The following is a 26,930-nucleotide window of genomic DNA, read 5'->3' on the forward strand; positions in this document are numbered from 1 at the left end:
CGTTATTTGAAAACTGCCTTCTTCAGCGCATCAATGTCGCGCATCAGTCGGCCAAGACGCCTCTGCGCCTTATACATTTCGGTATGTGTCTCCATTTTGACAGCCGGATAGCCCATGACCACGCGGCCCGCGGGAACATTCGACAGGATCTTGGTCCCGCCGCCTGCAATCACGCCGTCGCCGATGAACAGATTGTCTGCAACACCGGTCTGCCCGCCAAGGACGACATTGTTGCCGATCTCGACCGAGCCGGAAATTCCGGTCTGCCCACACAGCAGACAGTCCCGACCAACACGGGTGTTGTGGCCCACGTGAACAAGGTTGTCGAGCTTGCTGCCATCACCGATCACGGTGTTGCGGATGGTGCCATTATCGACGGTGGAGTTCATGCCCAGTTCAACGTCGTCCCCGATCTCGACCGCGCCGAGCGAGTGGATCCGCAGCCAGCTCTGCGCTTTGCTGTCGCCCTGATCCCCCATGGTCTTGCGGGCGGTCTCGACACCGGACACCTCGGGCGTGACATAGGAGAAACCGTCCCCGCCAACACGCGCGCCCGGTTGGGCGCGAAATCGTGAGCCAATGGTGGCACGGGCGCCGATCGTGACGCCTTCGCGCAGCTGGGCCCCTTCGCCGATCATCACATCAGCACCGATATAGCACTGCGGCCCGATCACCGATCCGCTGGCGATCTTTGCCCCACGCGCAACAACGCTCATGGGGCCAACGATTACATCCGCTGCCAGCTCGGCCTCTGGGTGGACGACTGCACTGGGATGGACCCCAATGCCGAAATCATCAAACCCCTGGCCCGGATCCAGAAGCCGGGTCACCCCGCCCATAGCCAGACGCGGACGGGGTGCAAAAATGGCGGCCTTCAGCCCCATTGATTGCCAGTCTGCCCCCTCCCACACAAGCGCAACACGCGCAGAGCCATCAGAGAGGTTTTCGGCATATTTCGGGGCCATCGCCATGGCGAGATCATCTGGCCCGGCGTCCTGCGGCTCTGCCGCCCGCGAAATGGTGAGATCCAGATCCCCTTCAGCCTCTGCTCCAAGAGAGGCGGCAATCTCGCGCACTGTAAACATGTCGGGCCCTTCCGGTTAACTGCCTTTGGGCCCGAGGATTACCCTTGTACGCCCGGCAACACCACCCCTGCCCGTTCAAGCGCGGCCCATACCTTTGCGTCACGACCATAGACGTCGCGGCGATACTCTGCCCGACCCTCAGGCGTGACAAAGGCGGTGCGATAGATCAGATGCACGGGCACCTGCTGTTCCAGATCCACCTTGGTTTCCTTGCCACTGCTCAGGATACGGTCAAAGAACTGCTTGGGGTTCTCTGTCTGTTTGGCGAGCAAAGCATACGCAAATTCAAAGGGTTGCGCCAAGCGGATGCAGCCGTGCGAGAACGCCCGGACCTCACGCTGAAACAGGCTCTTTTGCGGGGTGTCATGCAGGTAGATGTTATATTTGTTCGGGAACATGAACTTCACCAGCCCAAGCGCGTTTTTGCGGCTGGGGGGTTGGCGCATCGCATAGGGGAAATTCCGAGCGGTATACTGCGAAAAATCTGCTGTGCTGCGGTTCACCTTGCGGCCACGGCTGTCGGTGATCTCGATGTGGCCAACCGCATTGGGGTTTGCCTTCAGCTTGGGCAGATATTCCTTGGTGATGATCGAGCGCGGGACATACCAGCTTGGGTTGATGACCATATGCTCCATGACGTCCGAGAATTCAGGCGAGCGGCGATCTGAATGGTCCTTGCCGATCACAGAGCGGGTCTGAAAGGTGACCTCGCCATTGTCAATGATCTTGGCGGTAAAGTCGGTCTGGTTCACCAGGATATGGCGCTCACCCCGATCGGGCGTCAGCCAGCGTTCCCGCTCCATCGCGACGAGAACCGATTTGAGCCGCGCAGACACCGGTTTGTTGATTTCCGCAATGGTGCCTGCACCGGCAACGCCGTCCGCCTCAAGTCCGTGGGCCGCCTGAAATTTCTGCACCGCCCCTTCAAGCGCAGTGTCATAACGAAGAGAAGCGCTGCGCTCCAGGTAGCCCATTTCGATCAGCCGGTTGCGCAAGGCAATCACCGCGCCCCCCTGATCGCCCCGCTCCAGTTTCTTGGCCGAAACGGTGGGCCCCCAGCCGCCTGCCGCCTGCAGGGCCTCCAGCCGCATCTTTTCGCGCAGCAAGGCCTGGTATTGCGGGTTCTGGGGCGCAAGACTCCGCAGGAATGCCACCGGCGCCTGGTCGCGAATGCCGGTCAGGTAAGAGGCGAAATCGGGCTGATGTTTCTTGCGGACGATGCCCTCGTCAATCCGGCGCGGCTCCAAGAGGCCCGTCTGCAGATCAGCCGCATAGTTAACAAGAGCGCGGCTCATGGCGACTTCGGCGCGACCCAGGTCACGGGTTGTCTGCACATTGCGCAGGATATTCATCAGGTCGGCAATTTCGGCCGAACGATCGGGCAAGCCATGTGTGCCTGCCTCTTCCAACGCACGAAACAGCGCCGCACGGCGCAGCCGCGAGGATTCGTCACTGCCCGTCCAGATGGGTTCGAATTTCGTATCACGGTAGAACTGCGCCACAGGCTCGCTTGCAGAGGCAGCCTCCGCCACCGCCTGTTTGAACGCACCGACCTGCGCCTGCGCTGGTGCAGCCAGTCCTATCATGCCCCCAAGGGCCAAGGCGAAAACGCCTGCTTTCAGCGCTGGAATGGCTCGGGTCATCATCACGGGCGACATCAGTCTCGGTCCTCAAATCGTATTTGGATTATAACAGGTTGCGCCTGCCTATATGAAATCCTGGTAAACGCTAGCCCCGGTTGTCCACTCACTTTTCAATCAGCGCATAAAGGCAACAGAGCCCTGCGACATATGGGTCGCAGCCGCACCTCTCTGGCCTTGGAAAACTGGTTAAGGAACGGGGAAATTAACGCTTTATTTCCCTTTTCAGCAAAAAATTGCCTAAATTCACGGTTCATGTCGCACTGCAACATTCAAAACTTGGCTCACGATTCTGTATGTGCCATACATTCGTTGCGTGAACAGAGGATCACATGAAAGTCCGTAACATCGGACAACAGGCAGAGACTTCAGGCGTACGGGACAGCGCAGTGACACTAGCAAAGACGGACAAATCGGGACTTTCCCGTCGGGCCCTTTTGGGTGCGTTCGCGGCGACCACTTTGACGGCGGCCCCCACCTTTTCCAATGCAGCAGGCTTCTTGCGGGGCGCAGGCGATATCCGCCGCATCCGCATGTTCTCCGGTCGCACCGGCGAGCGGATCGATATGGTCTACTGGATTGATGGCAAATACATCAAAGACGCCGTGAAGGAGATCAACTACTTCATGCGTGACTGGCGCAGCGACGACGTTAAGGAAATCGACCTGCGCACCATCGATATCATGGCCGCTTCGCATAACCTGCTGGATGTGAACGAGCCCTACATGATGCTGTCGGGCTATCGCAGCCCGAAAACCAACGCGATGCTGCGCAGCCGCTCGCGCGGAGTTGCAAAGAACTCCCTGCACATGCGCGGTCAGGCGGCTGATCTGCGGCTCTCTTCTCGCTCTGTCACCCAGATGGCGAACGCTGCAATCGCGTGCCGCGCTGGGGGTGTCGGCAAATACCGCCGGTCCAATTTCGTCCACATGGACTGTGGCGTGGTCCGCAGCTGGAACGGCTGAAACACCGCCGATTTCCCCATCCACGAAGAACCCGCATGCATCGCCGCTGCGGGTTTTTTCTTGTGCGTTGAAGGCCTCTTGCAGCATTCCCAGTTCCGTTTGCAGTGCATTCACGATTTGTCACTCGCAGGACAAACGCCTGAAATGAATTATGGTTCCGGTGTTTTTTGTGATTGCAGTGATCGGCAGGCATGGCTATACGACCGGCATAGGCACCTGTAGCTCAGCTGGATAGAGCGCTGCCCTCCGAAGGCAGAGGCCAGAGGTTCGAATCCTCTCAGGTGCGCCACTTTTCATCACAGCGTTCCGCCACCTGCCTCACCCCTGTGAGAGCCTGCGTGCGGGTATGCCTGTGCTTCTCTCCACTCAGGTAGCTCGCCATTCAGGGCGGCGCGGTAATGGGCTGGAAAGTGGCTGCAGAGCCAATCCATCAGCGCCCTGACACGGGCCAGTTGGTGGCGCATCGGTGGGCAGACAAGGGACAGTGGCGTTTCCTCTGCCCAATCTGGCAGGACCTCTACCAATCGGCCGGCCTTGATATCCGCATCACAGTAGACATCCCCGATCCTGGCGACGCCGTGGCCTTCAATGGCGGCGCGACGCATGACCCTGCCGCTTGCAATGCGCAGGCCGCGGCGGGCCTGAATGGTCTGCTCCTCTCCGTTTCGTGACATCTGCCAATGATCGACGCTGCCGTAGATGAGCGGCAGATCGACAAGATCAGAGGGGGTGTTGATGGGCCCGCGGGCGTCGACAAAGCCAGGGCTGGCGACATATCGGGTCCGAATGGTTCGCAGCCCTCGCGCAATGAGCGAGGAATCCGGCAATTCGCCCATCCGCAGGACGATATCATAGGGCCCATCAACCAGATCCACCCGCGCACTGGAAAAATCAAGCCGGACGGTAACATCCGGATGCGCTTGTTGAAACGACATGATCAGCGGCGCTACGAGGTCCTCTCCGATCAGCCCGCCCACAGAGTTCATCCGGATCGCCCCCTTCAATGTGCGGGTGGATTGACTTGCCCAGTCCGCAGCAGCGTCAAGCTGGTTCATCGCTTTGCGACATTGGTCTGCATAGCCTTCCCCCACCTCGGTCAGACGCAAGCTGCGGGTGGTGCGGACCAAAAGCTGCACGCTGAGCGCTTCTTCCAACTCGCTCACCAACTGGCTGATGTTGGCCTTTGACATATTCGAGGCCCGTGCAGCAGCCGTAAAACTGCCATGTTCCGCAACAAGCAGAAAAGCACGGATGCCCCGCCAAGATACATTGTTCATTTTTACCTGACACTGATTTCAGATTAACGGTATCGAACCAGCTAATCGCCAGTCCTATGTCTTGTCCAGACGCAAACAATGGCCCTCGAGGCCCAATCGACAGGAGTTAGACATGACAACCAAACCACTGATCGCAATCACAGGCGCAAGCTCTGGCATCGGGGCCGCGATGGCCAAACGGTTTTCCGACGCCGGCCACCCCTTGCTGCTGCTGGCGCGCCGGGTCGAAAAGCTGGAGGCCCTTGACCTTCCCAATACGCTGTGCCGCGCGGTCGATGTGACCAATCCCGACGCCCTGCAATCCGCCATTCGAGAGGCAGAAGATATCTTTGGCCCCGTCGATCTCATGGTGAACAACGCCGGTGTCATGTTGCTGGGTCAGATCGACACCCAAGATCCGGCAGAATGGAAAAAGATGTTTGATGTCAATGTCATCGGTCTGCTTCATGGGGTGCAGTCGGTGCTGTCAGACATGAAGGCCCGCAAAAGCGGCACCATTCTCAACATCAGTTCCATTGCAGGACGCAAGTCGTTCCCGAACCACGCGGCCTATGTGGGCACGAAATTTGCTGTCTCCGCCATGAGTGAGAACATCCGGGAAGAAGTGGCAGACGACAACGTCCGCGTCATGACGATCTGCCCAGGTGTGGTTGGCACAGAGCTGATCGACCATACAACGGATGAGCAGATCAAATCCAACTACGCGGACTGGCGCGAGAGCATCGGTGGCGCGCTGGAGCCTGACGATATCGCCCGAACCGCAGAGTTCATGTATGGTCAGCCGCAAGGGATGAACATTCGTGAAGTTGTGGTCGGACCGACCCGTCAACCGGCATAAGGCCTTGGTTCAAATGAAAAAAGGCCGGGATCATCCCGGCCTTTTCTTTTGACATATTCCTGAAGGGATCAGGCGCGACGACGGCGTCCGCCACGGCCACCGCGACCACGACCCTCTTCACCGGCTTTTGCTGGGACCTTGTTGAACTTGATCCACTCAGCGCCACCTTCGTCGTTGTTGGTGAGGAAGTTGGCTGCGCGGATCGCCTCCATCTCCTTGCCGGGACGCGGCTTGGTGGAGCCCATGCCGAACAGCTGAACAAAGGTCTCGTCATCCATGCCTTCGGGGATGATGATGCCTGCCGCTTCGACTTCTGCTTTCTTCTCAGCGATCTTCTTCGGACCGATGGGCAGGGCCACCGGGTTCATGATCGCAGAGGTCATGCCGGTCGCCATAGCCATCGGCAGGAAGGCATTGTTGATGCCGTGACGGTTGGGCAGACCGAAAGAGATGTTGGACGCGCCACAGGTGGTGTTCACACCCAGCTCGTTGCGCAGACGACGGTTCAGTTCAAACACCTGCAGACCCGCGGTGCCCATTGCGCCGATCGGCATGACCAGCGGGTCAACGACGATATCATGCGCCGGGATGCCAAAGTCAGCTGCGCGCTCAACAATCTTTTTGGCCACGGCAAAACGGACTTCGGGATCCTCGGAAATGCCGGTGTCGTCGTTGGAAATCGCAACAACCGGGACGTTGTATTTCTTGACCAGCGGCAAAACGATCTCAAGGCGCTCTTCTTCACCGGTAACAGAGTTCAGCAGCGGGCGGCCTTCGGCGGCTTCAAGACCGGCCTCAAGCGCACCGGGAACGGAGCTGTCGATACACAGCGGGCAGTCTGTGACAGCCTGCACGCGCTTGACCAGCTCACGCATCAGGTCCGGTTCAACAAAGTTGTTGTCGGCATAACGCGGGTCTTCGGCCATCTTGTTGGAAAAGACCGCGCCAGAGTTGATGTCGAGAACAGTGGCGCCTGCCGCGACCTGCGCCAGCGCGTCCGCTTCAACGCGAGAGAAATCACCGCGCTCCAGCTCTTCGTTCAGGATTTTACGACCGGTCGGGTTGATGCGCTCGCCGATAACGGTGAACGGCTGATCAAAACCCATGATCGTGGTTTTTGTTTTTGATTCAATGATGGTACGGGTCATAGTTGATCCTTAGGAATTGACCGGCTTGGCTGCGTCGCCGCCGTTGTTGATGGCCCAGTTGGCGTTGGTTTTGATACCACCCAGCGGGAAGAAGTGGACGTTGGTGATGTTGAAGTCCGGGTTCGCGGCTTTGTGCGCGGCCAGCTCTGCAATCACGTCTGTCGGCTCGTACGGCAGCAGCAGTTTGGAGACATCCATCGCGCGTTTCTGCAGCACTTTGAGAGACGGGCCAACACCACAGGCAATCGCGAATTTGATCAGCGTCTGCAGCTTGGCAGGGCCTGCGATACCGATATGGATCGGCAGATCGACGCCAGCGGCTTTCAGACCGTCTGCCCATTCGATGATCGGCTTGGCATCAAAAGCGAACTGAGTTGCCAGCGCCATGCTCGCATCTGTGCGCTCAGAGAATTTCTGTTTCCACTGAAGTGCTTCGTCGACGTTCTTGGAGCTGCCGTCGGGGTCGATGTCCTTGTTGCCTTCCGGGTGGCCCGCCACGTGCAGGTTGGTAAACCCTGCCTTGTCGAACAGACCGGTTTCCAAGAGCTGCATGGAACTGTCGAAGGCGCCATGAGGTTTGGCAACGCCACCCGCCAGCATCAGCGCCTGCTTGACGTCGGCCTCGCCCTGGTAACGTGCGATCCAATCCGCGAGCGTTGCCTCATCCTTGATGATCCGCGCAGGGAAATGCGGCATCACAGGAAAGCCCTCGTCGTTCAGACGTTTGGCTGTCGCGACCATCTCTTCAATCGGAGTGCCTTCGATGTGGGCGATGTAGACGCGGGTGCCCGCTGGCAGCAGATCACGGAAATCGTCGACCTTGGCCGCCGTGCGCGGCATCACCTCGATCGAGTAGTTTTGCAGAAAGGCCTCGCCCTCGGGGGAAGATGTCTGTGCCGCCCCGGCGTCGCGTTTTTTGAAGTTCAACAAAGCCATCGTGGCCTCCCAAAAAGATGTCAGGCTCATGCCCATCCGTCGTTTGCAATCAGGGCCTTAAGGCGATCCTGATCGTATTCCGCCTCCAGACGCTGGGCTTCTGCCTCGGCGATTTCGGCTGCTTCGCCCTCTACGCTGTAGGGGGCTGCTTTGCGCCATTCCGCGAGATAGGCATCGGCATCCTTTGCGTTCACCTTCATGGCGGCACGGTCGATTGCTTGCTCAAACCGTTCTTCCAATTGGCGTTTTGCCCCGCGACGGCCTTTGCCGACGATGACTTGTGCGGGGATGTCGCGCCAGTAAACGAGTGTGACGTCGGGCATTGCCTTGGCCTTCCTTTGCGTCTGGGTATCTGTGGTTCTAGAGCGCCGCCGACAACGATGTTCGCCGGATTTCGACCTCACAATGATGTTGAGCGACCTTTTCGGGTCGCTCTTGGATACATTCGCATGCACTGTGTGACCACAGCTGCCAGCCGTCATAATTTTCAACAGCTTTATGAATTCCATTGTTCGCATCGCTGAAATGGGTCGCCGCAAATCGTCTGTCCGGTGTTCAGCCCATCTTGCGCGTATGGCGCCGCGACCATATGCTTGGGGTAACACGATAATCGGAGGGCGTGAGTCATGGCGCCCAGGCGTTCAAAAGGTGCTGGCGCGTTTCCCCGCGCGGTCGAGAGCCCGGCACCTGCCCGACCGGATCCTGATGCGCTTTATGCGGCGCTGGATCTGGGTACAAATAGCTGCAGGATGCTGATTGCCCAGCCAAAGGGCAGCGGCTTTCATGTGGTGGACAGCTTCTCAAAGTCGGTGCAACTGGGCGCCGGGCTGGAGCGTACCGGGCGTTTGTCGCGCGCATCGATGACGCGCACGATACAGGCGCTCAGAATTTGTCAGCAGAAACTGAAACGAAATCGCGTCAAACGGATGCGGCTGGTCGCAACAGAAGCCTGCCGCCGTGCCAAGAATGCGCGCGATTTCATCCGTCAGGTGCGCCGCGAAACCGGGCTGACGCTTGAAATCATCCAGCCCGAGGAAGAAGCCCGCCTGGCCGTGATTTCCTGCGCGCCGCTTGTGTCGACCAAAACCGACCAGCTGCTCGTGGTGGATATCGGGGGCGGCTCAACCGAACTGGTCTGGATTGACATTTCTTCGGTGCCACGCCGGGATCGGCCCTCGGCCATCATGCGGCTGCATGCCGGGTTTCACACCGCAGACAGCCCGTTTCCCGCGGCAAAGGTCGTTGACTGGATCTCGGTTCCGCTTGGTGTTGCGACGCTGCGGGATCAGTTCCACGATGTCGAAGATGATGCCGCGCGTTTTGCTCTGATGAGCTGGTTTTTCGAGGAAAACCTCGCGGATTTCGCCCCTTATAAGGACGAACAGACCCGCGAAGGATTTCAGATTGTTGGCACCTCCGGAACGGTCACGACGGTTGCCGCCTCGCATCTTGGCCTGAAGCGCTATGATCGCACGAAAGTGGATGGGTTGCGGATGACCAGCGATCAGATTGACAAGGTGATCCGCTCTTATCTAGAACTCGGCCCTCAGGGACGACGCAGCGACCCGCGCATCGGCGAAGACCGCCAGGCGCTGATCATGTCAGGCGCGGCCATCCTGCAGGCATTGTTGCGATGCTGGCCGACAGATCGGTTGTCGGTTGCGGATCGCGGCCTGCGTGAAGGGCTGCTTTATGCACAAATGAGCGCCGACGGCGTTTTGGAAGACGGACCGTTTTAAAGAACGGCATAGATTTGGATATGAGCGTCCGCGCCGCCTGCCCATCCGGGGCAAGGTCTCGTGCGACGGCAAGGAACGACGGATATGGCAAAGTCACCCACCGGAAAGACACCGACCGGCAAGAATACCTCCGGTCGCGGCCAGCGCGAGCTGAAGGTCAAGGTAAAATCGGCCCGCGGGCGCAAGCTCAGCTCTACCCGCTGGCTTCAGCGACAGCTGAATGACCCCTATGTCAAGCGCGCCCAAGCAGAAGGCTATCGTGGGCGTGCGGCCTACAAGATCATGGAAGTCGACGACAAGTTCCGCTTCCTCGTCAATGGCGCGCGGGTTGTCGACTTGGGGTGTGCACCCGGTGGCTGGGCGCAGGTTGCTGTCAAGCGGATCAACGCCCTTGGCGAGAAGCCAGGCAAATCTGTCGGCCGTATCATCGGCGTTGACCTGCAAGAGGTCGAACCGCTTGCAGGGGCCGAGTTCCACCAGCTCGACTTCATGAGCGACGGCGCAGACGACAAGGTCAAGGAATGGCTGGGTGGCAAGGCAGATGTCGTGATGTCGGATATGGCGGCGGCCAGTTCCGGCCACAAGCAGACCGATCACCTGCGGATCATCTCGCTCTGTGAAACCGCAGCATATTTCGCCTTTGACGTTCTTGAAGAAGGCGGCACCTTTGTCGCCAAGGTTCTGGCCGGCGGCGCAGAGGGTGAACTGCAAAAGCTGCTGAAGCAGAAGTTCACCAAGGTCTACCACGTCAAACCGCCCTCCTCCCGCTCAGACAGTTCGGAGAAATTTGTGGTGGCGACTGGTTTCCGCGGCAACGCCCAGCTTGAGGACGAGCACGAAGACGACGACACCCTCTGAACCGAGGCAAAACCGAACAAAAAAAGAGCCGGACCAAGACGGGCGCCCAGCCCAGCCTTGATCCGGCTTTTTAGTGCGAGGTGGGTATTGAAACGAGTTTGGGAGGAACTTGGGAGGTTTAACTATTTCAAAAACTTAGCCGAGACGCGGCTGAGTTGGAGTGATCGAGCGGATCGCCATCGCCTGTAGCGCAATTGTTTCATGGGCCGCACCATCGGCGCGCAGGCTGACGCGCAGGTCGGCACTATCACCGCCCACCACCCCTTTGGAGCTGAGGCGTTTGACGAGCTTGTTCAAAAGCTCAGGCTTGCGGAATTTCGATTGCAACACGCGCATCTGACCCTCATAAATTTCTTGCCGGACCATCCCGGTTAACCATGGTCTAGCGGTTCAGTGGGTCCGCATATGGGCGCAATTGTGGCAAAGCTGCCTTATTGTTCCATTTTTCGAAACAATATGCCTGCCTATTGCGTTTTCACCCGAACGGCCTGTTCTTGGAAAGCGGCCTGCATCGGACTAAGCTCTGGGCTGCGCTGCAAGGCAGTTCAGCATTGATTGGGGATCCGGGAACATATGGTTTGGCTCATCCTTAGCACCGCTGCTGTGATCTCGATGTGGGTTTTGGCTGGGCTTGCCTCGCTGCAGGCAGCCAGAACCGCCCGTACCCCACAGGGTGCGATCGGCTGGGTTGTCTTTCTCTTGTCGGCGCCGCTCCTTGCCCTGCCCCTTTATCTCATTTTCGGGCATCGCAAGTTTTCGCGCTATCGCGACACCCGGCAAAAGGCCGACAAGATCCTCAACGCGCTGCGGGTCTATTCAGACAGCCACACCCAGGACCGCGATGCATTGCCCCTGAACGAGGCCCCGTTTGAACGTCTGGCGGGCTATCCCATCTGCAACGGCAATCGATTTGATCTGTTGGTGGATGGGCCCGCAATCACCGAGGCCATGCTCGCCGCTATCCGCGAAGCGAGCGATTATGTCTTGGTGCAATTCTATATCGTTCGCGATGACAACCATGGCCGACAGCTGAAAGACGCCTTGATCGATGCCCGAAACCGCGGCGTTGCCGTCTGGTTCATGACGGATGCGGTCGGCAGTCACGGCCTGTCGACCACATTTCGCCGGGATCTGGAGAAAGCCGGCGTCAATCTGGTCGATCCAGACACACGGCCCGGCCCAAAGCACCGCTTTCATCTGAATTTCCGCAACCACAGAAAAACCGTGATTGTCGACGGGCAGATTGGTTTTACCGGTGGCATGAACATCGGTGATGAATACATGGGCCGCGATCCGCACTATGGCCGCTGGCGGGACACGCAGGTCCGGCTGGAGGGGCCCGTGGTGCAGCAGCTGCAGCTTGGGTATTGCGAAGACTGGTTCTGGCTGACCGAGGATCCGATCCTTGACCTGCTAAGTTGGGAGTGTCCCAAAGTTTCCTCGCCGGGCAAGCCCGCACTGGTCATCGGCACCGGGCCAGGAGATCCGAACCAGAACGGGTCCATGATGTATTTTTCTGCCATCTCGGCAGCCCGGACACGTATCTGGATCGCCTCACCCTATTTTGTGCCCGATCAGGACGTGGTCGCCGCGCTCAAGAATGCGGCCATGCGGGGTGTTGAGGTGCGCATCCTCCTCCCCGGCATCATTGACCATTACGCCCCTTGGCTGGCGGCGTTTTCCTACTTTGACGACTTGCGCGCAGCTGGCGTGCAGATCTTCAGATACACTGGTGGCTTTCTTCATCAGAAGGTGTTTGTCGTCGATGACTGTATCGCCGCAGTGGGCACGATGAACCTCGACAACCGCTCTTTCCGGCTGAATTTCGAAACCATGGCGCTGTGCTTTGATGGCGAAACCTGCGACGCCGTCGCGGCCATGCTGGATACGGATTTTGCAGAGGCCGCGCTGATCAAGGAGACGCTGGATGAACAGACCTGGCAGATCAGGTTTGGCGCACCGGTTGCCCGGCTTCTGGCGCCTGTCCTCTAGGGTCAGGAACAAGATCAGGAAACCAGTGATGCCAAATCAATGCATCCTGACCCTGGCCGCTCAGCGCCCGTTCTCGCGATCCAATGCGAAGACCTCGCGTAGTGCGGCAACCAGAAACGCGGTGCTGATCCCAAAGGCAAACAAGCCCGTCACCGCACCGAAAGCGGCAAAGATGCGCATCCCTTCCCCCAGAACCACATCGCCGTAGCCCAAGGTCGTATAGGTCGCGAGGGAGAAGTAGACTGCCGTGTTCCAATCCCCGATCGCGCCCGCCATGATCACGGCAGAGGCCCAGATCCAGACCTGCACGGTATGGGCAAACACGATCAGACCGATCGCAACCGCCAGCACAGCCGCCATCCGCCAGAACCGCCAAATCCGCTTGAGCGCATCCAGCCGGTGGCGCAGGATATGAACGCAGAACACCAGCAGACCTGCCTCAACCGCCAGACAGATGCCAAGGTACAGGCTGCCCAACAGCAGTTGCTGAAATAGCGTCATTGTGCGGCCCCCGTTGTCTTGCTCTCGAAATACCGGTCTGCCCGCATCGTCGTGCGCGCTGCTCCTTGCTAACCTGTCATGTCACATTGGCAATTGGGATCAAAGGGCTACATTGGCGGAGTGGCGGTTGCGCAACTGTCCTGCCATCAGGCATCGCGCTGGATCCGCTGCTGCAAATGCCAGGTGGTTCGAAAGAAAAACAAAACGAGGCAAAGGGTTATGGCGAAATGCTAAAAATGGCCAAGGTCACGAAATCCTACCATTCCCCAAGCGGCCCCGTGCAAGTCCTGGATCAGGTGTCGCTCCACCTTCGTTCGGGGCAAAGCCTCGCCCTCACCGGTGAAAGCGGATCAGGAAAGAGCACATTGCTACATCTCGCCGGCGCGTTGGACGAAGCCGACAGCGGAGAGATTTCAGTCGATGGCATCGCGCTTCAGCACCTGGACGAAGATGGACGCGCCGCGCTCAGGCGCAATCAGGTTGCGCTGGTGTTTCAGCAGTTCAACCTCATCCCATCCCTGACCGTGGGCCAGAACATCGGCCTGCACGCCCGCCTCGCAGGTCGATTGGATGGCGACTGGCTGGCAGAGCTCAGCTCGCGCCTGGGCCTTGCCGAGCTGAGAGGGCGCTTTCCGGAACAACTGTCGGGCGGCCAACAGCAACGTGTGGCGATCGCCCGTGCATTGGCCCTGCGACCCAAGCTGCTTTTGGCCGATGAGCCGACGGGAAATTTGGACGAAAAAACAGGATCTTCGGTTCTGGAGCTGATGCTCGATTTGAGCCGCGACAGCGGCAGTGCACTGCTGCTGGTGACCCATTCCCAAGACATCGCAGGTCGCTTGGATCGGCGGCTCCACCTGCGGGAGGGCAAACTGTCGGATCCCGCCCCATGATCGCTGCAACCCTGATGGCGGTGCTATCTCATTGGCGCCGCCAACCCCTTCAGCTTGGTATGCTGGTAATCGGCCTGGCCCTTGCCACCGCCTTGTGGTCCGCGATGCAGGCAATCAACAGCGAAGCCCGCGCCAGCTATGCCGAGGCCGCTGCTCAGATTTCCCCAGATCGAGAGGATTATCTGATCAGTGATAGAGGGTTTATTGAATTATCACAGTATGTTGCACTGCGACGTGCAGGTTGGCTTGTCTCTCCACTCCTGATCGGAGAATTCGGTGATCCGGGCAGCAGGATCGAACTGCTTGGCATTGACATCCTGACCCACCCGATGGCCGAAACCCTCACAGAGGTGAACACGCCGCAGCAGGCGGAGCCGCTGCAATCTGCCGATCTCCTGTTGCCGCCGGGCCGTCTGTTTGTGCACCCGGAAACCAAGCTGCCCGACACAGACCTGCCGCCAGTCATTGCGAACGCCAATGTCCCACCCGGCACCGCGGTTGGGGATATCGGGACGGTCGCCCGGCTCTTGCAGTCAGGCAGCAGGATCAGCCGGTTGGTGATCTTGCCGCAGCAACCAGTCGGCCTGCCGCCATTGCGGACCGTCGCGCCAGATCTGATCCGGCAAAGCCGATCCACCGGTGCCGACACCGAGCAACTAACGCGCAGCTTTCATCTGAACCTGACGGCCTTTGGCCTGCTCGCCTTTGCTGTCGGACTGTTCATCGTTCAGGGCACCATTGCACTTGGCATCGAACAAAGACGCGGAATGTTTCGCACCCTGCGCAGCTTAGGTATTCCTATCAAGATACTGATATCAGTCATATTTACTGAACTCGCGATCATCACGACCTTTGCCGCACTTATTGGTTTGGCCCTTGGCTATCTCATTGCGGCCGCGCTGATGCCGGGGGTTGGGGCGACGCTCTCTGGCCTTTACGGTGCTGATCTGCCGGGCAGTCTGCGCCTGCGACCCAGTTGGGTACTGTCTGGGTTTGGCATGGCTCTTGCGGGTATGTTGATGGCTGGTGTGCAAAGCGCATGGAGCATCCGGACGCTTCCCATCCTTGCGCCCCCGGCCTCTGCCGCGCGCGGCCAGCAGACATTGCGCGGCCATCGCTGGTCTGCAGCTGCGGGTGGCCTTCTTCTTCTTGCAGCCGCTGTCATACCAATTGCCTTCGATGGTCTCTTCGCAGGGTTTCTGTTTCTTGGCGCGCTGATGATCGGCGCAGCACTTTTGCTGCCGCTGCTGTTGTCGCTCTTGGCGACACTGGGCGGACGGCTCGCAAAACGACCGCTTAGCCAATGGCTTTGGGCCGACATGCGCGCCCAATTGCCGGGGCTTTCCCTTGCCTTGATGGCCCTTCTGCTCGCGCTCGCCACGAATATTGGTGTTGGAACAATGGTTTCGAGCTTTCGGCTCACCTTTGTTGGCTGGCTCGATCAGCGTCTGGCGTCAGAGCTGTACATGACCCTCCCCAATAGCGATGACGCAAGGAAGGTCACTCCCTGGCTGGAGGAACGCGGTGTTCGTGTTCTTCCCATTCGCCACAGTGACGAGCGGTTCAATGGCGCCCCGATGGAGGTCTATGGCGTGGTCGATGATGCGACCTACCGTGACAACTGGCCGCTGATCGCTGCCCAGACGCAGGCCTGGGACCAAATTGCGCAAGGAACCGGCGTATTGATCAACGAGCAGTTGGCCCGCCGGGCAGATCTGGCGCCCGGCGATCCCCTGCAGATCGCGGCGGATTGGCAGATGACGATTGCAGGCGTCTATTCGGACTACGGCAACCCCCATCCGCAGGCAATCGTTGGGCTGGATCGTCTGCTGGCAGAACGTCCCCGGATCGAAAACCGCCGCTTTGGTCTGCGTGTAGATGCAGATCAGGCCCAAGGTCTGCGTGCCGACCTGCAAGAGGCATTTGATTTGCCCGCGACCGCCTTCATCGATCAGCGCGCGCTCAAGGATCGTTCCTTGGCGATTTTTGAGAGGACGTTCGTGGTGACCGGCGCGCTCAATCTCCTCACCTTTGGTGTTGCGGGTTTTGCCATGTTGACGAGCCTTTTGACCCTATGGAGCCAGCGCCTGCCACAGCTCGCCCCGATCTGGGCGATGGGCGTCACGCGCCACGAACTTGCCCGCCTTGAGGTGCTGCGCAGTGTGTGTCTGGCCTCATTGACCGCTGTTCTGGCCCTGCCCCTTGGCCTGATGCTTGGATGGGCGTTGCTGGCGGTTGTGAACGTCGAGGCGTTTGGATGGCGGCTGCCGATGGTCCTGTTCCCGATGGAGTGGCTGCGGCTTTTCGCGATGGCGCTGATGGCGGCGGCGCTGGCTGCCGCCTTGCCGGCCCTGCGGCTCGCCCGATTGAAACCTGCTGACTTGCTGAGGGTCTTTGCCAATGAACGCTAAATCTCTGACGGTCTCTCTGCTGTCCTTTGTGCTCGCCATGCCGCACGCAGCCGCAGCACAGGGTTATGCCGGGCTTGGCACTGATGCAGAGGGGTTTGCGATACCCGAGCGCGGCGTCGCGCCGCAGTTTCCCACCGACCACGGCCCACATCCTGACTACCGGATCGAGTGGTGGTATCTGACCGCAAACTTGCAGGGCGATGACGGGCAGGACTACGGCATCCAGTGGACCTTGTTCCGCTCTGCGCTGCGCACCACCAACCATGAAACGGCCACCCTTGAGGCCGTTTGGGGAGATCCTCAGATCTGGCTGGGGCACGCCGGGCTTACGACGCCAAATCAGCATTTCCACGCCGAGCGGATCGCGCGGGGCGGGATTGGACAGGCCGGTGTCACGGCAGAGCCCTTTGCCGCCTATATTGATGATTGGAACATGGTTGCTGAGCCGCGCAAACCAGACCAAAGGGACGCATTGGACAGCTTGCGCCTGTCGGCCCGTGGCGCTGATTTTTCCTATCAACTGAACCTGCAGGCGGACGGCCCGTTGGTCTTGCAGGGTGAACAGGGATATTCCGTCAAATCCGCGACCGGCCAGGCCAGCTATTATTATTCGCAACCGCATTACCGGGTCAGCGGGACGCTTAATCTGCCGGATGGGCCTGTCACTGTTCACGGCGATGGCTGGCTTGATCGCGAGTGGTCCAGCCAGCCCCTGGCCCCCGATCAAAGCGGCTGGGACTGGTTTTCCCTGCGGTTTGACAGTGGTGCAAAGATGATGGGCTTTCAGCTTCGCGGTCGGGAGGTTTACACCTCTGGCACCTGGATCGAGCCCGATGGATCGGCCGTGCCACTGCCCCCCGGCGCGCTGCAGGCCGAACCGCTGAGGCACACAGATATCGAAGGCAGGACCATCCCGACAGGATGGCGGCTGACTCTGGCCGAAAGGGACCTCGATATCGAAGTTGACGCAATCAACCCCAACGCCTGGATGGGCACCTCATTTCCATATTGGGAGGGTCCGGTCAGGATCAGCGGCAATCAAACCGGGATCGGCTATCTGGAGATGACAGGCTATGCGCCCGACGGCGACTGAAGCGAAGACCTGAGGGCAAAACGAGTGAGAAAAACAATTGGGGCGCCCGATACGGACGCCCCTTTGATTTAGTCCTGAGCCCCGCTCAGCGCACGACGTAGACCGAGCAGCTGGAATGGCGGATCACCCGCGCCGCATTTGGGCCAAGCAGGTAATCCGTCAGCTCCGGCTTATGAGCCCCGATGACGATCAGATCGCTACCCGCCTTGTCGGCGACCTTCAGGATCTCCTGATAGGCCTTACCGGTGGCGACGAGGTGGCGCACCTTGGCATTGCGGTCTTCTCCCAACACCTCCTTGCACAGCGTCTGGAGGCGATCGTTTGCCTCCTTGATGGCGCGTTCGTGGTGATGTTCTTCGAAAAAGCCGCTGACCCAGCTTTCGCCGAAATCGGGCAGCACGTTGACAACATCCAACTGCGCGCCATCCAGCTCCGCCATCCGGGCGGCCTCTGTCAGCACCTTGCGGTCTGTCGCATCGCCATTCAGCTCCAGAGCGCAGAGAACAGATTTGCTCATGCCATTGCCTCCTCTTTGCGGGCGCGACCGGCTTGCATCAGAGCGATAAGCCCCAGCAGCAGCAGCGCCGGAATGAAGATCAGCTCCTTGGGCAGCTGATCCGCAGGCACCTTGACCGAGGTCAAGGATACAGGGTCATCCAGATAGAAATCAAACCCGTCCATCATCGGCTGCGCAGGGGTGCCAAACATCGGCTCTTCCAGCTTGACGGTTCCGTCCTCTTCAAGAAGCAGCAGACCGAACTGATCCACACTTGCCTGACCCCCGCCAGCACCCACGGTCAGAACCAGGGTGGTTTCGGTCATCTCGCCAGTGTCGAAGTCGGGGCCCGCCACTTTCAGACGCACCTCTGTGCCCTCGGGTGCCTCGTCCAGCGCGCTGACCAGCTCTGCAGGTTGCACCTGCGTGAACGGAGGCTGGATGTAGTCCATGAAAAAGCCCGGGCGGAAGATCGCAAATGCAATCGCCACCAGCGCCACGCTTTCATAGATGCGGCTGCGTGTAAGGAAATACCCCATGGTACCCGCAGTGAACACGAGGATCGCGATGGTCGCTGTTACAGCCACCAAAATCCCCTCGACCCAGGTGACATCAATCAACAGAAGATCGGTGTTGAAGATGAACACGAAGGGCAGCGCCACAGTCCGCAGGCTGTAGAAGAACGCGGTAAAGCCCGTGCGGATTGCATCCCCGCCCGAAACGGCCGCAGCGGCAAAGCTCGCAAGCCCCACCGGTGGGGTCACATCCGCCATGATGCCAAAGTAGAACACAAACAGGTGCACCGCGATCAGCGGCACGATCAGGCCGGATTGCGCGCCCAGTTCCACGACGACACCCGCCATCAGAGACGATACGACGATGTAGTTGGCCGTTGTCGGCAGGCCCATCCCCAGGATGAGCGACAACAGACCGACCATCACCAGCATCAGGATCAGGTTGCCGCCGGACAGGAACTCGACCAGATCAGCCATCACCTGCCCCACGCCCGTCAGCGTAACGGTCCCGACGATAACACCGGCGGTTGCGGTCGCCAGAGCGATGCCGATCATGTTGCGAGCGCCATCCACCATGCCGTGCCACAGGTCATTCACGCCATCAATGAAGTTGTGCAGCAGGTTGCTCTGACCGCGGAACAGCGCCTTCAGCGGTTTCTGCGTCAGCAGGATCACAAACAGCAATGCGGTCGCCCAGAAGGCCGACAGACCCGGCGATTTCTGTTCGATCATCAGGAAGTAGACCAGAACCACAATCGGCAGCAGGTAATGCAGACCAGCCTTGTAGATCTTTCCAACATCCGGCAGCTCGACTTCCTTGGCGTTCGGGTCATCGGGCTCCAGATCGGGGACCTGTGCGGCCATATAAACCAGCGCGATATAGACCAGCGCAACCAGGACTGTGATGATCAGACCAGCCGCATCCGGTGCGGTTGCTTCGATCGCGTCCACCGGGAACTGGGTGCCGTAGCACAGGCCGGCAAACACCAGGAAAAAGCTCAGCATCCCAAGCGCGGTGCGCATCAGGTTGACTTCGCGATTGCCAAGGGTCGGCATGTTCCGCTTCACCGCCTCAAGGTGCACGATATAGATCAGCGCGATGTAGGAAATCGCGGCCGGCAGGAAGGCGTGGGTGATCACCTCGACGTAAGAGATGCCGACATATTCCACCATCAGAAAGGCCGCAGCGCCCATGACCGGCGGCATGATCTGACCATTCACCGAAGAGGCGACCTCTACCGAGCCGGCCTGTTCAGAGCTGAAGCCGACCCGCTTCATCAGCGGGATGGTAAAGGTGCCGGTAGTCACCACGTTGGCAATGGATGAGCCGGAAATCAGGCCGGTTGCGGCAGAACCAACAACAGCCGCCTTGGCCGGGCCGCCCCGCAGGTGGCCAAGCGCACCAAACGCCATTTTGATGAAATAATTGCCGGCCCCGGCCTTATCCAGCAGCGCACCAAACAGCACGAAGAGAAAGACGAATTTTGTCGACACGCCAAGGGCAATGCCAAACACCCCTTCAGAGGTGATCCACATCTGTTCCATCGCGCGGTCAAGCGATGCGCCTTTCCAGCGGATCACGTCAGGCACCAATTCAGAGGAGCCGAAGAAGACATACAGCAGGAACACCGACGCCACGATTGCCATCGCAGGGCCAAGGGCCCGTCGCGCGCCTTCAAACAGCAAGACAAGACCGATTGCGGCAAAGATGGTGTCGATATCATCGCCCTTGCCGCCGGCATTCACGATCTTTTCGTAAAAGATATAGCCATACAGTGCGGTGAAGGTGCCCATCAGGGCAAGGATCCAATCCTGCACCGGGATCCGATCTGTCGGGCTGGTTTTCAACGCAGGATAGGCCGCGTAAGCCAGAAAAATCGCAAACGCCAGATGGATCTGGCGGGAGTTGTTTACAACGCTGCCGGGCAGCACGAGATTGGCAACCGGCGATGCCAGAAGCACCTGAAAGATGGACCAGATACAGGCCACGATCGCCAGGAACAGCCCAACGCTGCCCATCGGGTTGCGGGCACCGGAGTCGGATGAGGCAACAAGAGCCTGAAGCTCTTCCTCTGACAGCGGACGGTTGCCCTGTGTTTCACTTGTCATGATGGTTTCCCCTCGAAAGCTGGTGCCCCGGAATGATGGCACTGCTTCACTTGTTTTTGACACCCCGGTCAGCGGACGTGGGGACCGCAGGTGCAAAACGGGGCGCCTTGGCGCCCCGTTCGTTCAACTGGTCTGAATTATTCGATCCAGCCCTGTTCTTTGTAGTACTTTGCAGCACCTGCATGCAGCGGAGCGGACAGACCGGCGGTCGCCATTTCTTCCGGCTTCAGGTTGGCAAATGCCGGGTGCAGCTTTTTGAAGTCTTCAAAGTTTTCAAAGACCGACTTTACCACAGTGTAAACCGCTTCTTCGGAGACCGCATCAGAGGTCACGAAGGTTGCGCCCACACCAAAGGTCGCGGTGTCTGCGTCCGAACCACGGTACATGCCGCCGGGGATGGTTGCCGAGCGGTAGAAGGAGTTGTCAGCAATCAGCTGCTCAACAGCTTCGCCGTCAACAGTCACCAGAACGGAGTCACATGCAGTGGTGGCTTCCTGGATGGAACCGGAGGGGTGGCCAACGGTGTAAACCATCGCGTCGATCTGGTTGTCGCACAGCGCTGCGGACTGCTCTGCGGCTTTCAGCTCTGTTGCCAGTGCAAAGGCGTCCATGCCCCAGCCTTTTGCTTCCATCAGCACTTCCATGGTGCCGCGCTGACCGGAACCGGGGTTGCCGATGTTGACGCGCTTGCCTTGCAGATCGTCAAAGTTGCTGATGCCTGCGTCGGCACGTGCAACCACGGTGAACGGCTCCGGGTGGACGGAGAACACAGCGCGCAGACCTTCAAAGGCGCCCTGCTCTTCGAACTTGGAGGTGCCGTTGTAGGCGTGGTACTGCCAATCGGACTGCGCCACACCAAACTCCAGCTCGCCGTCGCGGATGGTGTTGATGTTGTAAACGGAGCCACCGGTGGATTCCACGGAGCAGCGGATACCGTGCTCTTTGCGGCCTTTGTTGACCAGACGGCAGATCGCGCCACCGGTCGGGTAGTACACACCGGTCACACCGCCGGTGCCGATGGTGATGAATTCTTCTGCCATAGCAGCAGGCGCCATGAATGCGCTTGCGACCAGGGCGCTAACGGCCAGTTTCGTTTTGGTCATGTTCGTTGTTCTCCCACGTATTTTATCGTCGAAACCGAAATGCCGCAAAATCTGCGGCGGGGGTCTAGAACCCTTCGGGACATGTAGCTGCCGGATTTGGATTGTCGCGCCTTGGCGCCACTTTTTTCCGGTGGCCACACCGGTCCGTGCAAAAAGCGTTTCAGTCACCAGATGCCAAGTCAAGGCACCCCCATGATCTGCATCGCCGGAATGACGGGGATTTGGCGTATCTGGTGCCAAACTCCGAATTTTCCCCGTGCGACACGAACCGCAGGATTCGCGACACTGTGTCAGAATGCCGCACCTGAGCGCAAGATGGCATCAATAAACAATCCATGCAGTTGATCTTTTGACTGACCCGCCTCTGGCTGGGTTCGGCGCTGAATTATGTCAGCCCTCCACTCCCTTCAAGCGAGAAATGCTGCCTTGCAGCACAAATACTTAACGGCCCGGCAAGACTGCGGTCGATAGCTTGGCAGAAATACCAATTCCGTTGCACTCTGCGTGCAATTCGCTAGGAGAACAGCAACACATCCGTCCATTTTGCGCAGGAGACACACCGTATGAAGGTCAATGGCACGCATTATCGTTCGCTTTGGTGGGACCATGACAAATCGGTCCTGATGATCATCGATCAACGCTGGTTGCCGCATGACTTTCGCATTCAGCCTGTCGAAACCCTTGAGGACTATGCAACCGCCATCGTTGAGATGCGCGTGCGCGGCGCTCCGTTGATTGGTGCGACGGCCGCATATGGCATGGCGCTGGCCGCGCAGCTGGACCCCTCTGATCGCGCGCTGGAAGCCGCCTGGCAGATGCTGAATGCAACCCGCCCCACGGCAATCAACCTGCGCTGGGCACTGAACCGCTGCCTTGCAGCCCTGCGCCCCCTGCCCGAAGCAGAACGCGCGTCAGCGGCGCTGGCCCTGGCGCATGAGATCGCGGATGAAGATGTGGAGATCAACCGCCAGATCGGTGCACATGGTTTGGAGCTGATCCGCGAGATCGCCGCCAAAAAACCAGCGGGAGAGCCGGTGCGCCTGCTGACCCATTGCAATGCCGGCTGGATTGCGACCGTCGACTGGGGCACCGCCACCAGCCCGATGTATCAGGCACATGATGCAGGCCTGCCGATCCACGTTTGGGTGGACGAAACCCGCCCCCGCAATCAGGGTGCGCTGACCGCTTGGGAGCTCGGCAGCCATGGCATCAGCCATAGCTACATTACCGACAACGCCGGCGGCCATCTGATGCAGCATGGCCAGGTTGATCTCGTCATCACCGGCACCGATCGCACCACCCGGCGGGGCGATGTCTGCAACAAGATCGGCACATATCTCAAGGCACTCGCGGCCCACGACAATGGCGTACCCTTCTATGTCGCCCTGCCCTCGCCCACGATCGACTGGACCGTGAGTCATGGTGTGCGCGAAATCCCGATCGAGGATCGCGACAGTCGCGAAGTCAGCCATGTGCAGGGCGTCCTGGAAAATGGCGACATTGGCCTCGCACGTGTCACCCCAGAAGGAACAGATTGCGGCAACCCGGCCTTTGATGTGACGCCAAACCGTCTGGTCACCGGCCTCATCACAGAGCGCGGCATCTGTGACGCCAGCGAAGACGGGCTTGCTGCGCTTTTCCCTGATCTGGCCAAACAGTAAGGACGCAACATGTCCTCCGCGCCCGAAGATAGCCGCGCCCTGCGCCAATCCATCATTGATGCCTGTCTGGAGATGAACCGGACAGGTATCAATCAAGGCACCTCCGGCAATATTTCCCTTCGCCTTGCAGGCGAGGAAATGCTGATCACGCCGTCCGGTGTTCCCTACGAACAGATGACGCCTGACATGATTGTCCGGATGCCCCTGTCCGGCGACCCTGACCCGAACGATGGTCAACGCGCTCCGTCGTCCGAGTGGCAGTTTCACCAGGCGCTTATGGCGGCAAAGCCAGAGACAATGGCGGTTGTGCACGCCCATCCGGTGAACTGCTGCGCACTGGCGGTCAATCACATGTCCATCCCGCCCTGCCACTATATGGTTGCGGCCTTTGGCGGTCATGATGTCCCGCTTGCGGACTACGCGCTGTATGGCACTGCTGACCTGTCTCGTCATGTTGTGACAGCAATGAAGGACCGACACGGCTGTTTGATGGCCAATCATGGCGCAATCGTCACCGGCGACACACTGGCGCGCGCGATGTGGCGGATGGTCGAGCTGGAGAGCCTTGCAAAAACCTACATCCTGGCCCGCAGCATCGGCACGCCCGTGTTGCTGACAGCTGAACAGATGGACGATGCGCTGGCCGCATTTGCAAACTACGGGCTGAAACCGGCCTGAGCTCCAAGAACCGCCAAAACAGCGGCTGAGTCGCCCAAACGGGCGTTATCCGAACATATTGATCATTGGGACAGGCCGCCAAGGTGCAGCCTGTCCCTTTTGGTGTGTGCCCTTGCGTGAAGGCGCTTCATTTTGGGCAAACAGGCGGAGGTTGCAGGTCGCGTGCGTAAATTCTCTTGCGTTAGCGCAAAAAACACGTCCTCATAAATTCGAATTGGAAGAAAGTTATGACTGATCCACTCATTTTTGACGGACACAATGATCTGCTTTTGCGGATTTACAACAACGATGTTCTTCCCGGCGCGGACGGGTTTCAGGGCAGCGGCGGGCGTCAGATTGATCTTTCCAAGGCCAAAACCGGCGGCTTTGGTGGTGGATTTTTTGCGATCTATGTCCCCGACAGCACCTCTCTGGGCAATGATGATGACATGATGGCCACGAGTTATGACCTGCCGTTGCCATCAGAAATCCCCTGGTCTGACGCCAGTAAGGTCGCGATGGCCCAGGCCGCCATTCTTCTTGATCTGGAGCGCGACGGTGCCCTGCGGATCTGCAAAACCGTCGCAGACATTCGCGGGGCCCTGGCGGATGGCATCATGGCCGCTGTCATGCACATGGAAGGCGCCGAGGCGATCGACCGCGATATGGCCTGTCTTGATGTGCTTTATGCGGCGGGGCTGCGCTCTCTCGGGCCAGTCTGGAGCCGTCCGACCCGCTTTGGTCACGGAGTTCCGTTCCGCTTTCCCAGCACGCCTGATACCGGTCCCGGACTGACGGCAGATGGCCGACGTCTGGTGGTACGCTGCAATGCCTTGGGGGTGATGCTGGATCTGTCGCATCTCAATGAGGCTGGTTTCTGGGACATCGCCTCTCTCAGTCAGGCGCCACTGGTTGCGACACATTCCAATGCGCACGCCCTGACACCTCACAGCCGCAACCTCACCGATCGCCAGCTGCATGCCATCCGCGACAGTGACGGGATGGTGGGCCTGAATTTCGCCGTTGCCTTCCTGCGAGAGGACGGGCGGATGGATGCAGACACGCCAATTGACCGGATGCTGCGCCATCTGGACCACCTGATCGAACACCTGGGAGAAGACCGCGTCGGCTTTGGTTCTGATTTTGATGGCGCGGTTGTGCCAAAGGACATCGAAACCATCGCGGGACTGCCAGCGCTGCGGGCCGCCTTGCGGGCCCACGGCGTTGACGATGCGCTGATGCAAAAGCTCTGTCAGGACAACTGGCTCAGGGTTTTGAACCTCACCTGGAAGGATAGCTGAAACCTTTGGTCAGCGCAGCATTAAGCGCCGCCAGAGTCCCCGTTTATTTCGAGCGATAACAAGACGCTGCCCACAGCGCGCCACAACAAAAAACCACTTTGACTGGGAGTTTAGTAATGAAGACCATTCGTACCCTGTTGGGCTCTGCCGCCCTTGGCCTTGCTCTGGGCGTGACCCCGATTGCCGGCATGGCGGAAACACCTGCAAACATGCTTGTGATTGCAAACCGCATCGATGACATCACGACCCTTGATCCCGCCCAGAGCTTTGAGTTCGCGGGCGCCGATGTGATCCGCAACATCTATGGCAAACTGGTCAATTTTGATCCCGCCAATTTGGATGCGGGCTATCAGCCGGATCTGGCCGAAAGCTGGACCGTCTCCGAAGATGGCCGCACCATCACCTTCACGATGCGCGAAGGTGTGACCTTCCAGTCAGGCAATCCCGTCCGCGCAGAGGATGCAGCCTTTTCGCTGAAGCGCGCCGTGATCCTGAACAAAACCCCGTCGTTCATCATCACGCAGTTCGGCTTTACCCCGGAAAATGTGGACGAGACCATCACGGTAGATGGCAACACGCTCTCCATTACCACGGACAAACGGTACGCGACCTCTTTTGTTCTGAACTGCCTGACCGCCACCATCGGCTCGATCCTGGATGAAAAGACCGTCATGGCCAATGAGGTTGATGGCGACATGGGCAACCAGTGGCTGGCGACCAACTCCGCAGGCTCCGGCCCCTTCACCCTTGCCAGCTGGAAACCCAAGGAAAGCGTGACCCTTACAGCCAACCCCGGCTTTTATGGTGGTGAGCCTGCGATGAAACGCGTGATCGTGCGCCATGTTCAGGAAAGCGCGACCCAGCGCCTGATGCTGGAACGCGGCGACGTTGACGTGGCTCGTGATCTCACCCCCTCTGATGTCGAGGGCATGGAAGGCGTGGAGGGCGTCGAAGTGGTGCGCGAAATGCGCGGCCGCCTGATGTATGTCTCCTTCAACCAGAAACACCCCGAACTGTCCAAACCGCAGGTCCGTCAGGCGTTGAAATACCTGATCGACTACGAAGGGATGGAAAACAGTTTCCTCAAGAACTGGTATGTCGGTCATCAGAACTTCCTGCCCAAAACCTACCTTGGGTCGGTTGACGAAAATCCGTTCTCGCTGGACATCGAAAAGGCCAAGGCCCTGCTCGCAGAAGCAGGTGTCGAGGGCATGGAGCTGACAGTCGGCGTGCGCGAGGCACAGGAACGTCTGGAAATCGCACAGTCCCTGCAGAACACCTTTGCGCAGGCAGGCATCACGCTGAACCTTGAGGTGGGCACCGGCAAACAGATCCTTGGCAAATACCGCGCCCGCGAACTGGACATCTATCTTGGTGCCTGGGGTCCGGATTATCCCGATCCGCACACCAATGCAGGCACGTTTGCCTATAACCCCGACAACTCTGACGAGGCCCAGGCGACGGGCCTTCTGGCATGGCGCAACAGCTGGGACACCGGTGGGCTGACAGAAAAGGTCGCCGCCGCTGTGGTCGAAGGTGACACCGAGAAGCGCGCGGAAATGTATCATGACATCCAGGCGCAGTTCCGCGAAACCGCACCGTTTGCGGTGATGTTCCAGCTGATCGAACAGGCCGGCGTTGCAGAAGAAGTCGAAGGCCTCAGCCTTGGTGCCGCGATCACCGCTGCGTCCTATTGGAACGTGACCAAGTAA

Annotated in this window: 23 protein-coding genes and 1 tRNA gene; 13 read left to right on the forward strand and 11 right to left on the reverse strand. The window is 59.2% G+C overall.

Annotated elements, in window-relative coordinates; all coding sequences use genetic code 11:
• Window positions 1-2 precede the first annotated feature (2 nt).
• On the reverse strand, window positions 3-1,085 hold the full coding sequence (lpxD, locus tag KUV39_RS03375) for a UDP-3-O-(3-hydroxymyristoyl)glucosamine N-acyltransferase (RefSeq protein WP_222458921.1): 1,083 nt from the start codon (window positions 1,083-1,085) through the stop codon (window positions 3-5).
• Between the two features lie 38 nt (window positions 1,086-1,123).
• Window positions 1,124-2,743 carry a L,D-transpeptidase family protein gene (locus tag KUV39_RS03380; protein WP_222458922.1) on the reverse strand — a complete coding sequence of 540 codons (1,620 nt, stop codon included), beginning with the start codon at window positions 2,741-2,743 and terminating at the stop codon, window positions 1,124-1,126.
• A 314-nt stretch (window positions 2,744-3,057) separates the two neighbouring features.
• On the opposite strand from KUV39_RS03380, the gene mepK reads away from it, so the two are divergent.
• Both mepK and KUV39_RS03390 read left to right on the forward strand, forming a co-directional pair.
• Window positions 3,058-3,690: a peptidoglycan L,D-endopeptidase MepK gene (mepK, locus tag KUV39_RS03385; protein ID WP_008562079.1), complete on the forward strand. Its 633-nt coding sequence runs from the start codon at window positions 3,058-3,060 to the stop codon at window positions 3,688-3,690.
• Between the two features lie 212 nt (window positions 3,691-3,902).
• A tRNA-Arg gene (locus KUV39_RS03390) sits at window positions 3,903-3,979 on the forward strand.
• Between the two features lie 7 nt (window positions 3,980-3,986).
• On the opposite strand, the gene KUV39_RS03395 is transcribed toward KUV39_RS03390, so the two are convergent.
• Window positions 3,987-4,967: a LysR family transcriptional regulator gene (locus KUV39_RS03395; RefSeq protein ID WP_222458923.1), complete on the reverse strand. Its 981-nt coding sequence runs from the start codon at window positions 4,965-4,967 to the stop codon at window positions 3,987-3,989.
• Window positions 4,968-5,079: 112 nt separating this feature from the next.
• Between KUV39_RS03395 and KUV39_RS03400 the strand changes: the two genes are divergently transcribed.
• The gene (locus KUV39_RS03400; RefSeq protein WP_222458924.1) at window positions 5,080-5,805 is read left to right on the forward strand and encodes an SDR family oxidoreductase; all 726 of its coding nucleotides are present in this window, start codon (window positions 5,080-5,082) and stop codon (window positions 5,803-5,805) included.
• Window positions 5,806-5,873: 68 nt separating this feature from the next.
• Here KUV39_RS03400 and KUV39_RS03405 read toward each other — a convergent pair whose 3' ends face one another.
• The 3 genes from KUV39_RS03405 to KUV39_RS03415 are packed head-to-tail and all read right to left on the reverse strand — an operon-like array spanning window position 5,874 to window position 8,212.
• Window positions 5,874-6,953, reverse strand: coding sequence for a methyltetrahydrofolate cobalamin methyltransferase (locus tag KUV39_RS03405; protein ID WP_046210285.1), 1,080 nt, complete (start codon window positions 6,951-6,953; stop codon window positions 5,874-5,876).
• Between the two features lie 9 nt (window positions 6,954-6,962).
• Entirely contained in the window at window positions 6,963-7,889 is a 927-nt protein-coding gene (locus KUV39_RS03410) for a methylenetetrahydrofolate reductase (RefSeq protein ID WP_222459055.1), read from the reverse strand.
• Window positions 7,890-7,915: 26 nt separating this feature from the next.
• A complete protein-coding gene (locus KUV39_RS03415; RefSeq protein WP_008561827.1) occupies window positions 7,916-8,212 on the reverse strand; it encodes a virulence factor in 297 nt (98 codons plus the stop codon).
• Window positions 8,213-8,515: 303 nt separating this feature from the next.
• Between KUV39_RS03415 and KUV39_RS03420 the strand changes: the two genes are divergently transcribed.
• A complete protein-coding gene (locus tag KUV39_RS03420; RefSeq protein ID WP_008559189.1) occupies window positions 8,516-9,628 on the forward strand; it encodes a Ppx/GppA phosphatase family protein in 1,113 nt (370 codons plus the stop codon).
• Window positions 9,629-9,712: 84 nt separating this feature from the next.
• Window positions 9,713-10,486, forward strand: coding sequence for an RlmE family RNA methyltransferase (locus KUV39_RS03425; RefSeq protein ID WP_222458925.1), 774 nt, complete (start codon window positions 9,713-9,715; stop codon window positions 10,484-10,486).
• Window positions 10,487-10,621: 135 nt separating this feature from the next.
• Here the strand turns inward: KUV39_RS03425 and KUV39_RS03430 are convergent, their stop codons facing one another.
• A complete protein-coding gene (locus KUV39_RS03430) occupies window positions 10,622-10,822 on the reverse strand; it encodes a hypothetical protein (protein ID WP_222458926.1) in 201 nt (66 codons plus the stop codon).
• A 237-nt stretch (window positions 10,823-11,059) separates the two neighbouring features.
• Between KUV39_RS03430 and cls the strand changes: the two genes are divergently transcribed.
• Window positions 11,060-12,478, forward strand: coding sequence for a cardiolipin synthase (gene cls, locus KUV39_RS03435; RefSeq protein WP_222458927.1), 1,419 nt, complete (start codon window positions 11,060-11,062; stop codon window positions 12,476-12,478).
• A 60-nt stretch (window positions 12,479-12,538) separates the two neighbouring features.
• On the opposite strand, the gene KUV39_RS03440 is transcribed toward cls, so the two are convergent.
• On the reverse strand, window positions 12,539-12,979 hold the full coding sequence (locus KUV39_RS03440) for a potassium channel family protein (RefSeq protein ID WP_008559612.1): 441 nt from the start codon (window positions 12,977-12,979) through the stop codon (window positions 12,539-12,541).
• A gap of 227 nt (window positions 12,980-13,206) precedes the next feature.
• Between KUV39_RS03440 and KUV39_RS03445 the strand changes: the two genes are divergently transcribed.
• Genes KUV39_RS03445 through KUV39_RS03455 form a run of 3 tightly spaced genes read left to right on the forward strand, consistent with a single transcriptional unit; the run spans window position 13,207 to window position 17,376 of the window.
• Window positions 13,207-13,872 carry an ABC transporter ATP-binding protein gene (locus tag KUV39_RS03445; RefSeq protein WP_222458928.1) on the forward strand — a complete coding sequence of 222 codons (666 nt, stop codon included), beginning with the start codon at window positions 13,207-13,209 and terminating at the stop codon, window positions 13,870-13,872.
• On the forward strand, window positions 13,869-16,283 hold the full coding sequence (locus tag KUV39_RS03450) for an ABC transporter permease (protein ID WP_222458929.1): 2,415 nt from the start codon (window positions 13,869-13,871) through the stop codon (window positions 16,281-16,283). The genes KUV39_RS03445 and KUV39_RS03450 overlap by 4 nt, the downstream gene beginning before the upstream one ends.
• Window positions 16,273-17,376: a lipocalin-like domain-containing protein gene (locus tag KUV39_RS03455; protein WP_222458930.1), complete on the forward strand. Its 1,104-nt coding sequence runs from the start codon at window positions 16,273-16,275 to the stop codon at window positions 17,374-17,376. Before KUV39_RS03450 ends, KUV39_RS03455 begins: the two co-directional genes overlap by 11 nt.
• 85 nt (window positions 17,377-17,461) lie before the next feature.
• Here KUV39_RS03455 and KUV39_RS03460 read toward each other — a convergent pair whose 3' ends face one another.
• From KUV39_RS03460 to KUV39_RS03470, 3 genes are all read right to left on the reverse strand, one after another.
• Complete coding sequence (locus KUV39_RS03460; protein ID WP_008561584.1) at window positions 17,462-17,893, reverse strand: universal stress protein; 432 nt, start codon at window positions 17,891-17,893, stop codon at window positions 17,462-17,464.
• Window positions 17,890-20,496, reverse strand: coding sequence for a TRAP transporter permease (locus tag KUV39_RS03465; RefSeq protein WP_222458931.1), 2,607 nt, complete (start codon window positions 20,494-20,496; stop codon window positions 17,890-17,892). Before KUV39_RS03465 ends, KUV39_RS03460 begins: the two co-directional genes overlap by 4 nt.
• A 137-nt stretch (window positions 20,497-20,633) precedes the next feature.
• Window positions 20,634-21,599 carry a TAXI family TRAP transporter solute-binding subunit gene (locus KUV39_RS03470; protein ID WP_008563148.1) on the reverse strand — a complete coding sequence of 322 codons (966 nt, stop codon included), beginning with the start codon at window positions 21,597-21,599 and terminating at the stop codon, window positions 20,634-20,636.
• Between the two features lie 563 nt (window positions 21,600-22,162).
• Between KUV39_RS03470 and mtnA the strand changes: the two genes are divergently transcribed.
• From mtnA to KUV39_RS03490, 4 genes are all read left to right on the forward strand, one after another.
• Window positions 22,163-23,260: an S-methyl-5-thioribose-1-phosphate isomerase gene (gene mtnA, locus KUV39_RS03475; protein WP_222458932.1), complete on the forward strand. Its 1,098-nt coding sequence runs from the start codon at window positions 22,163-22,165 to the stop codon at window positions 23,258-23,260.
• Between the two features lie 9 nt (window positions 23,261-23,269).
• Window positions 23,270-23,938 (forward strand): class II aldolase/adducin family protein, encoded by a 669-nt coding sequence (locus KUV39_RS03480; RefSeq protein ID WP_222458933.1) that lies wholly within the window; start codon window positions 23,270-23,272, stop codon window positions 23,936-23,938.
• Between the two features lie 227 nt (window positions 23,939-24,165).
• A complete protein-coding gene (locus KUV39_RS03485; RefSeq protein ID WP_222458934.1) occupies window positions 24,166-25,218 on the forward strand; it encodes a dipeptidase in 1,053 nt (350 codons plus the stop codon).
• 116 nt (window positions 25,219-25,334) lie between these two features.
• Window positions 25,335-26,930, forward strand: a complete 1,596-nt coding sequence (locus KUV39_RS03490; RefSeq protein ID WP_046210295.1) for an ABC transporter substrate-binding protein — start codon at window positions 25,335-25,337, stop codon at window positions 26,928-26,930.

This window comes from Phaeobacter italicus (assembly GCF_019801785.1).
Lineage (GTDB): Bacteria > Pseudomonadota > Alphaproteobacteria > Rhodobacterales > Rhodobacteraceae > Phaeobacter > Phaeobacter italicus.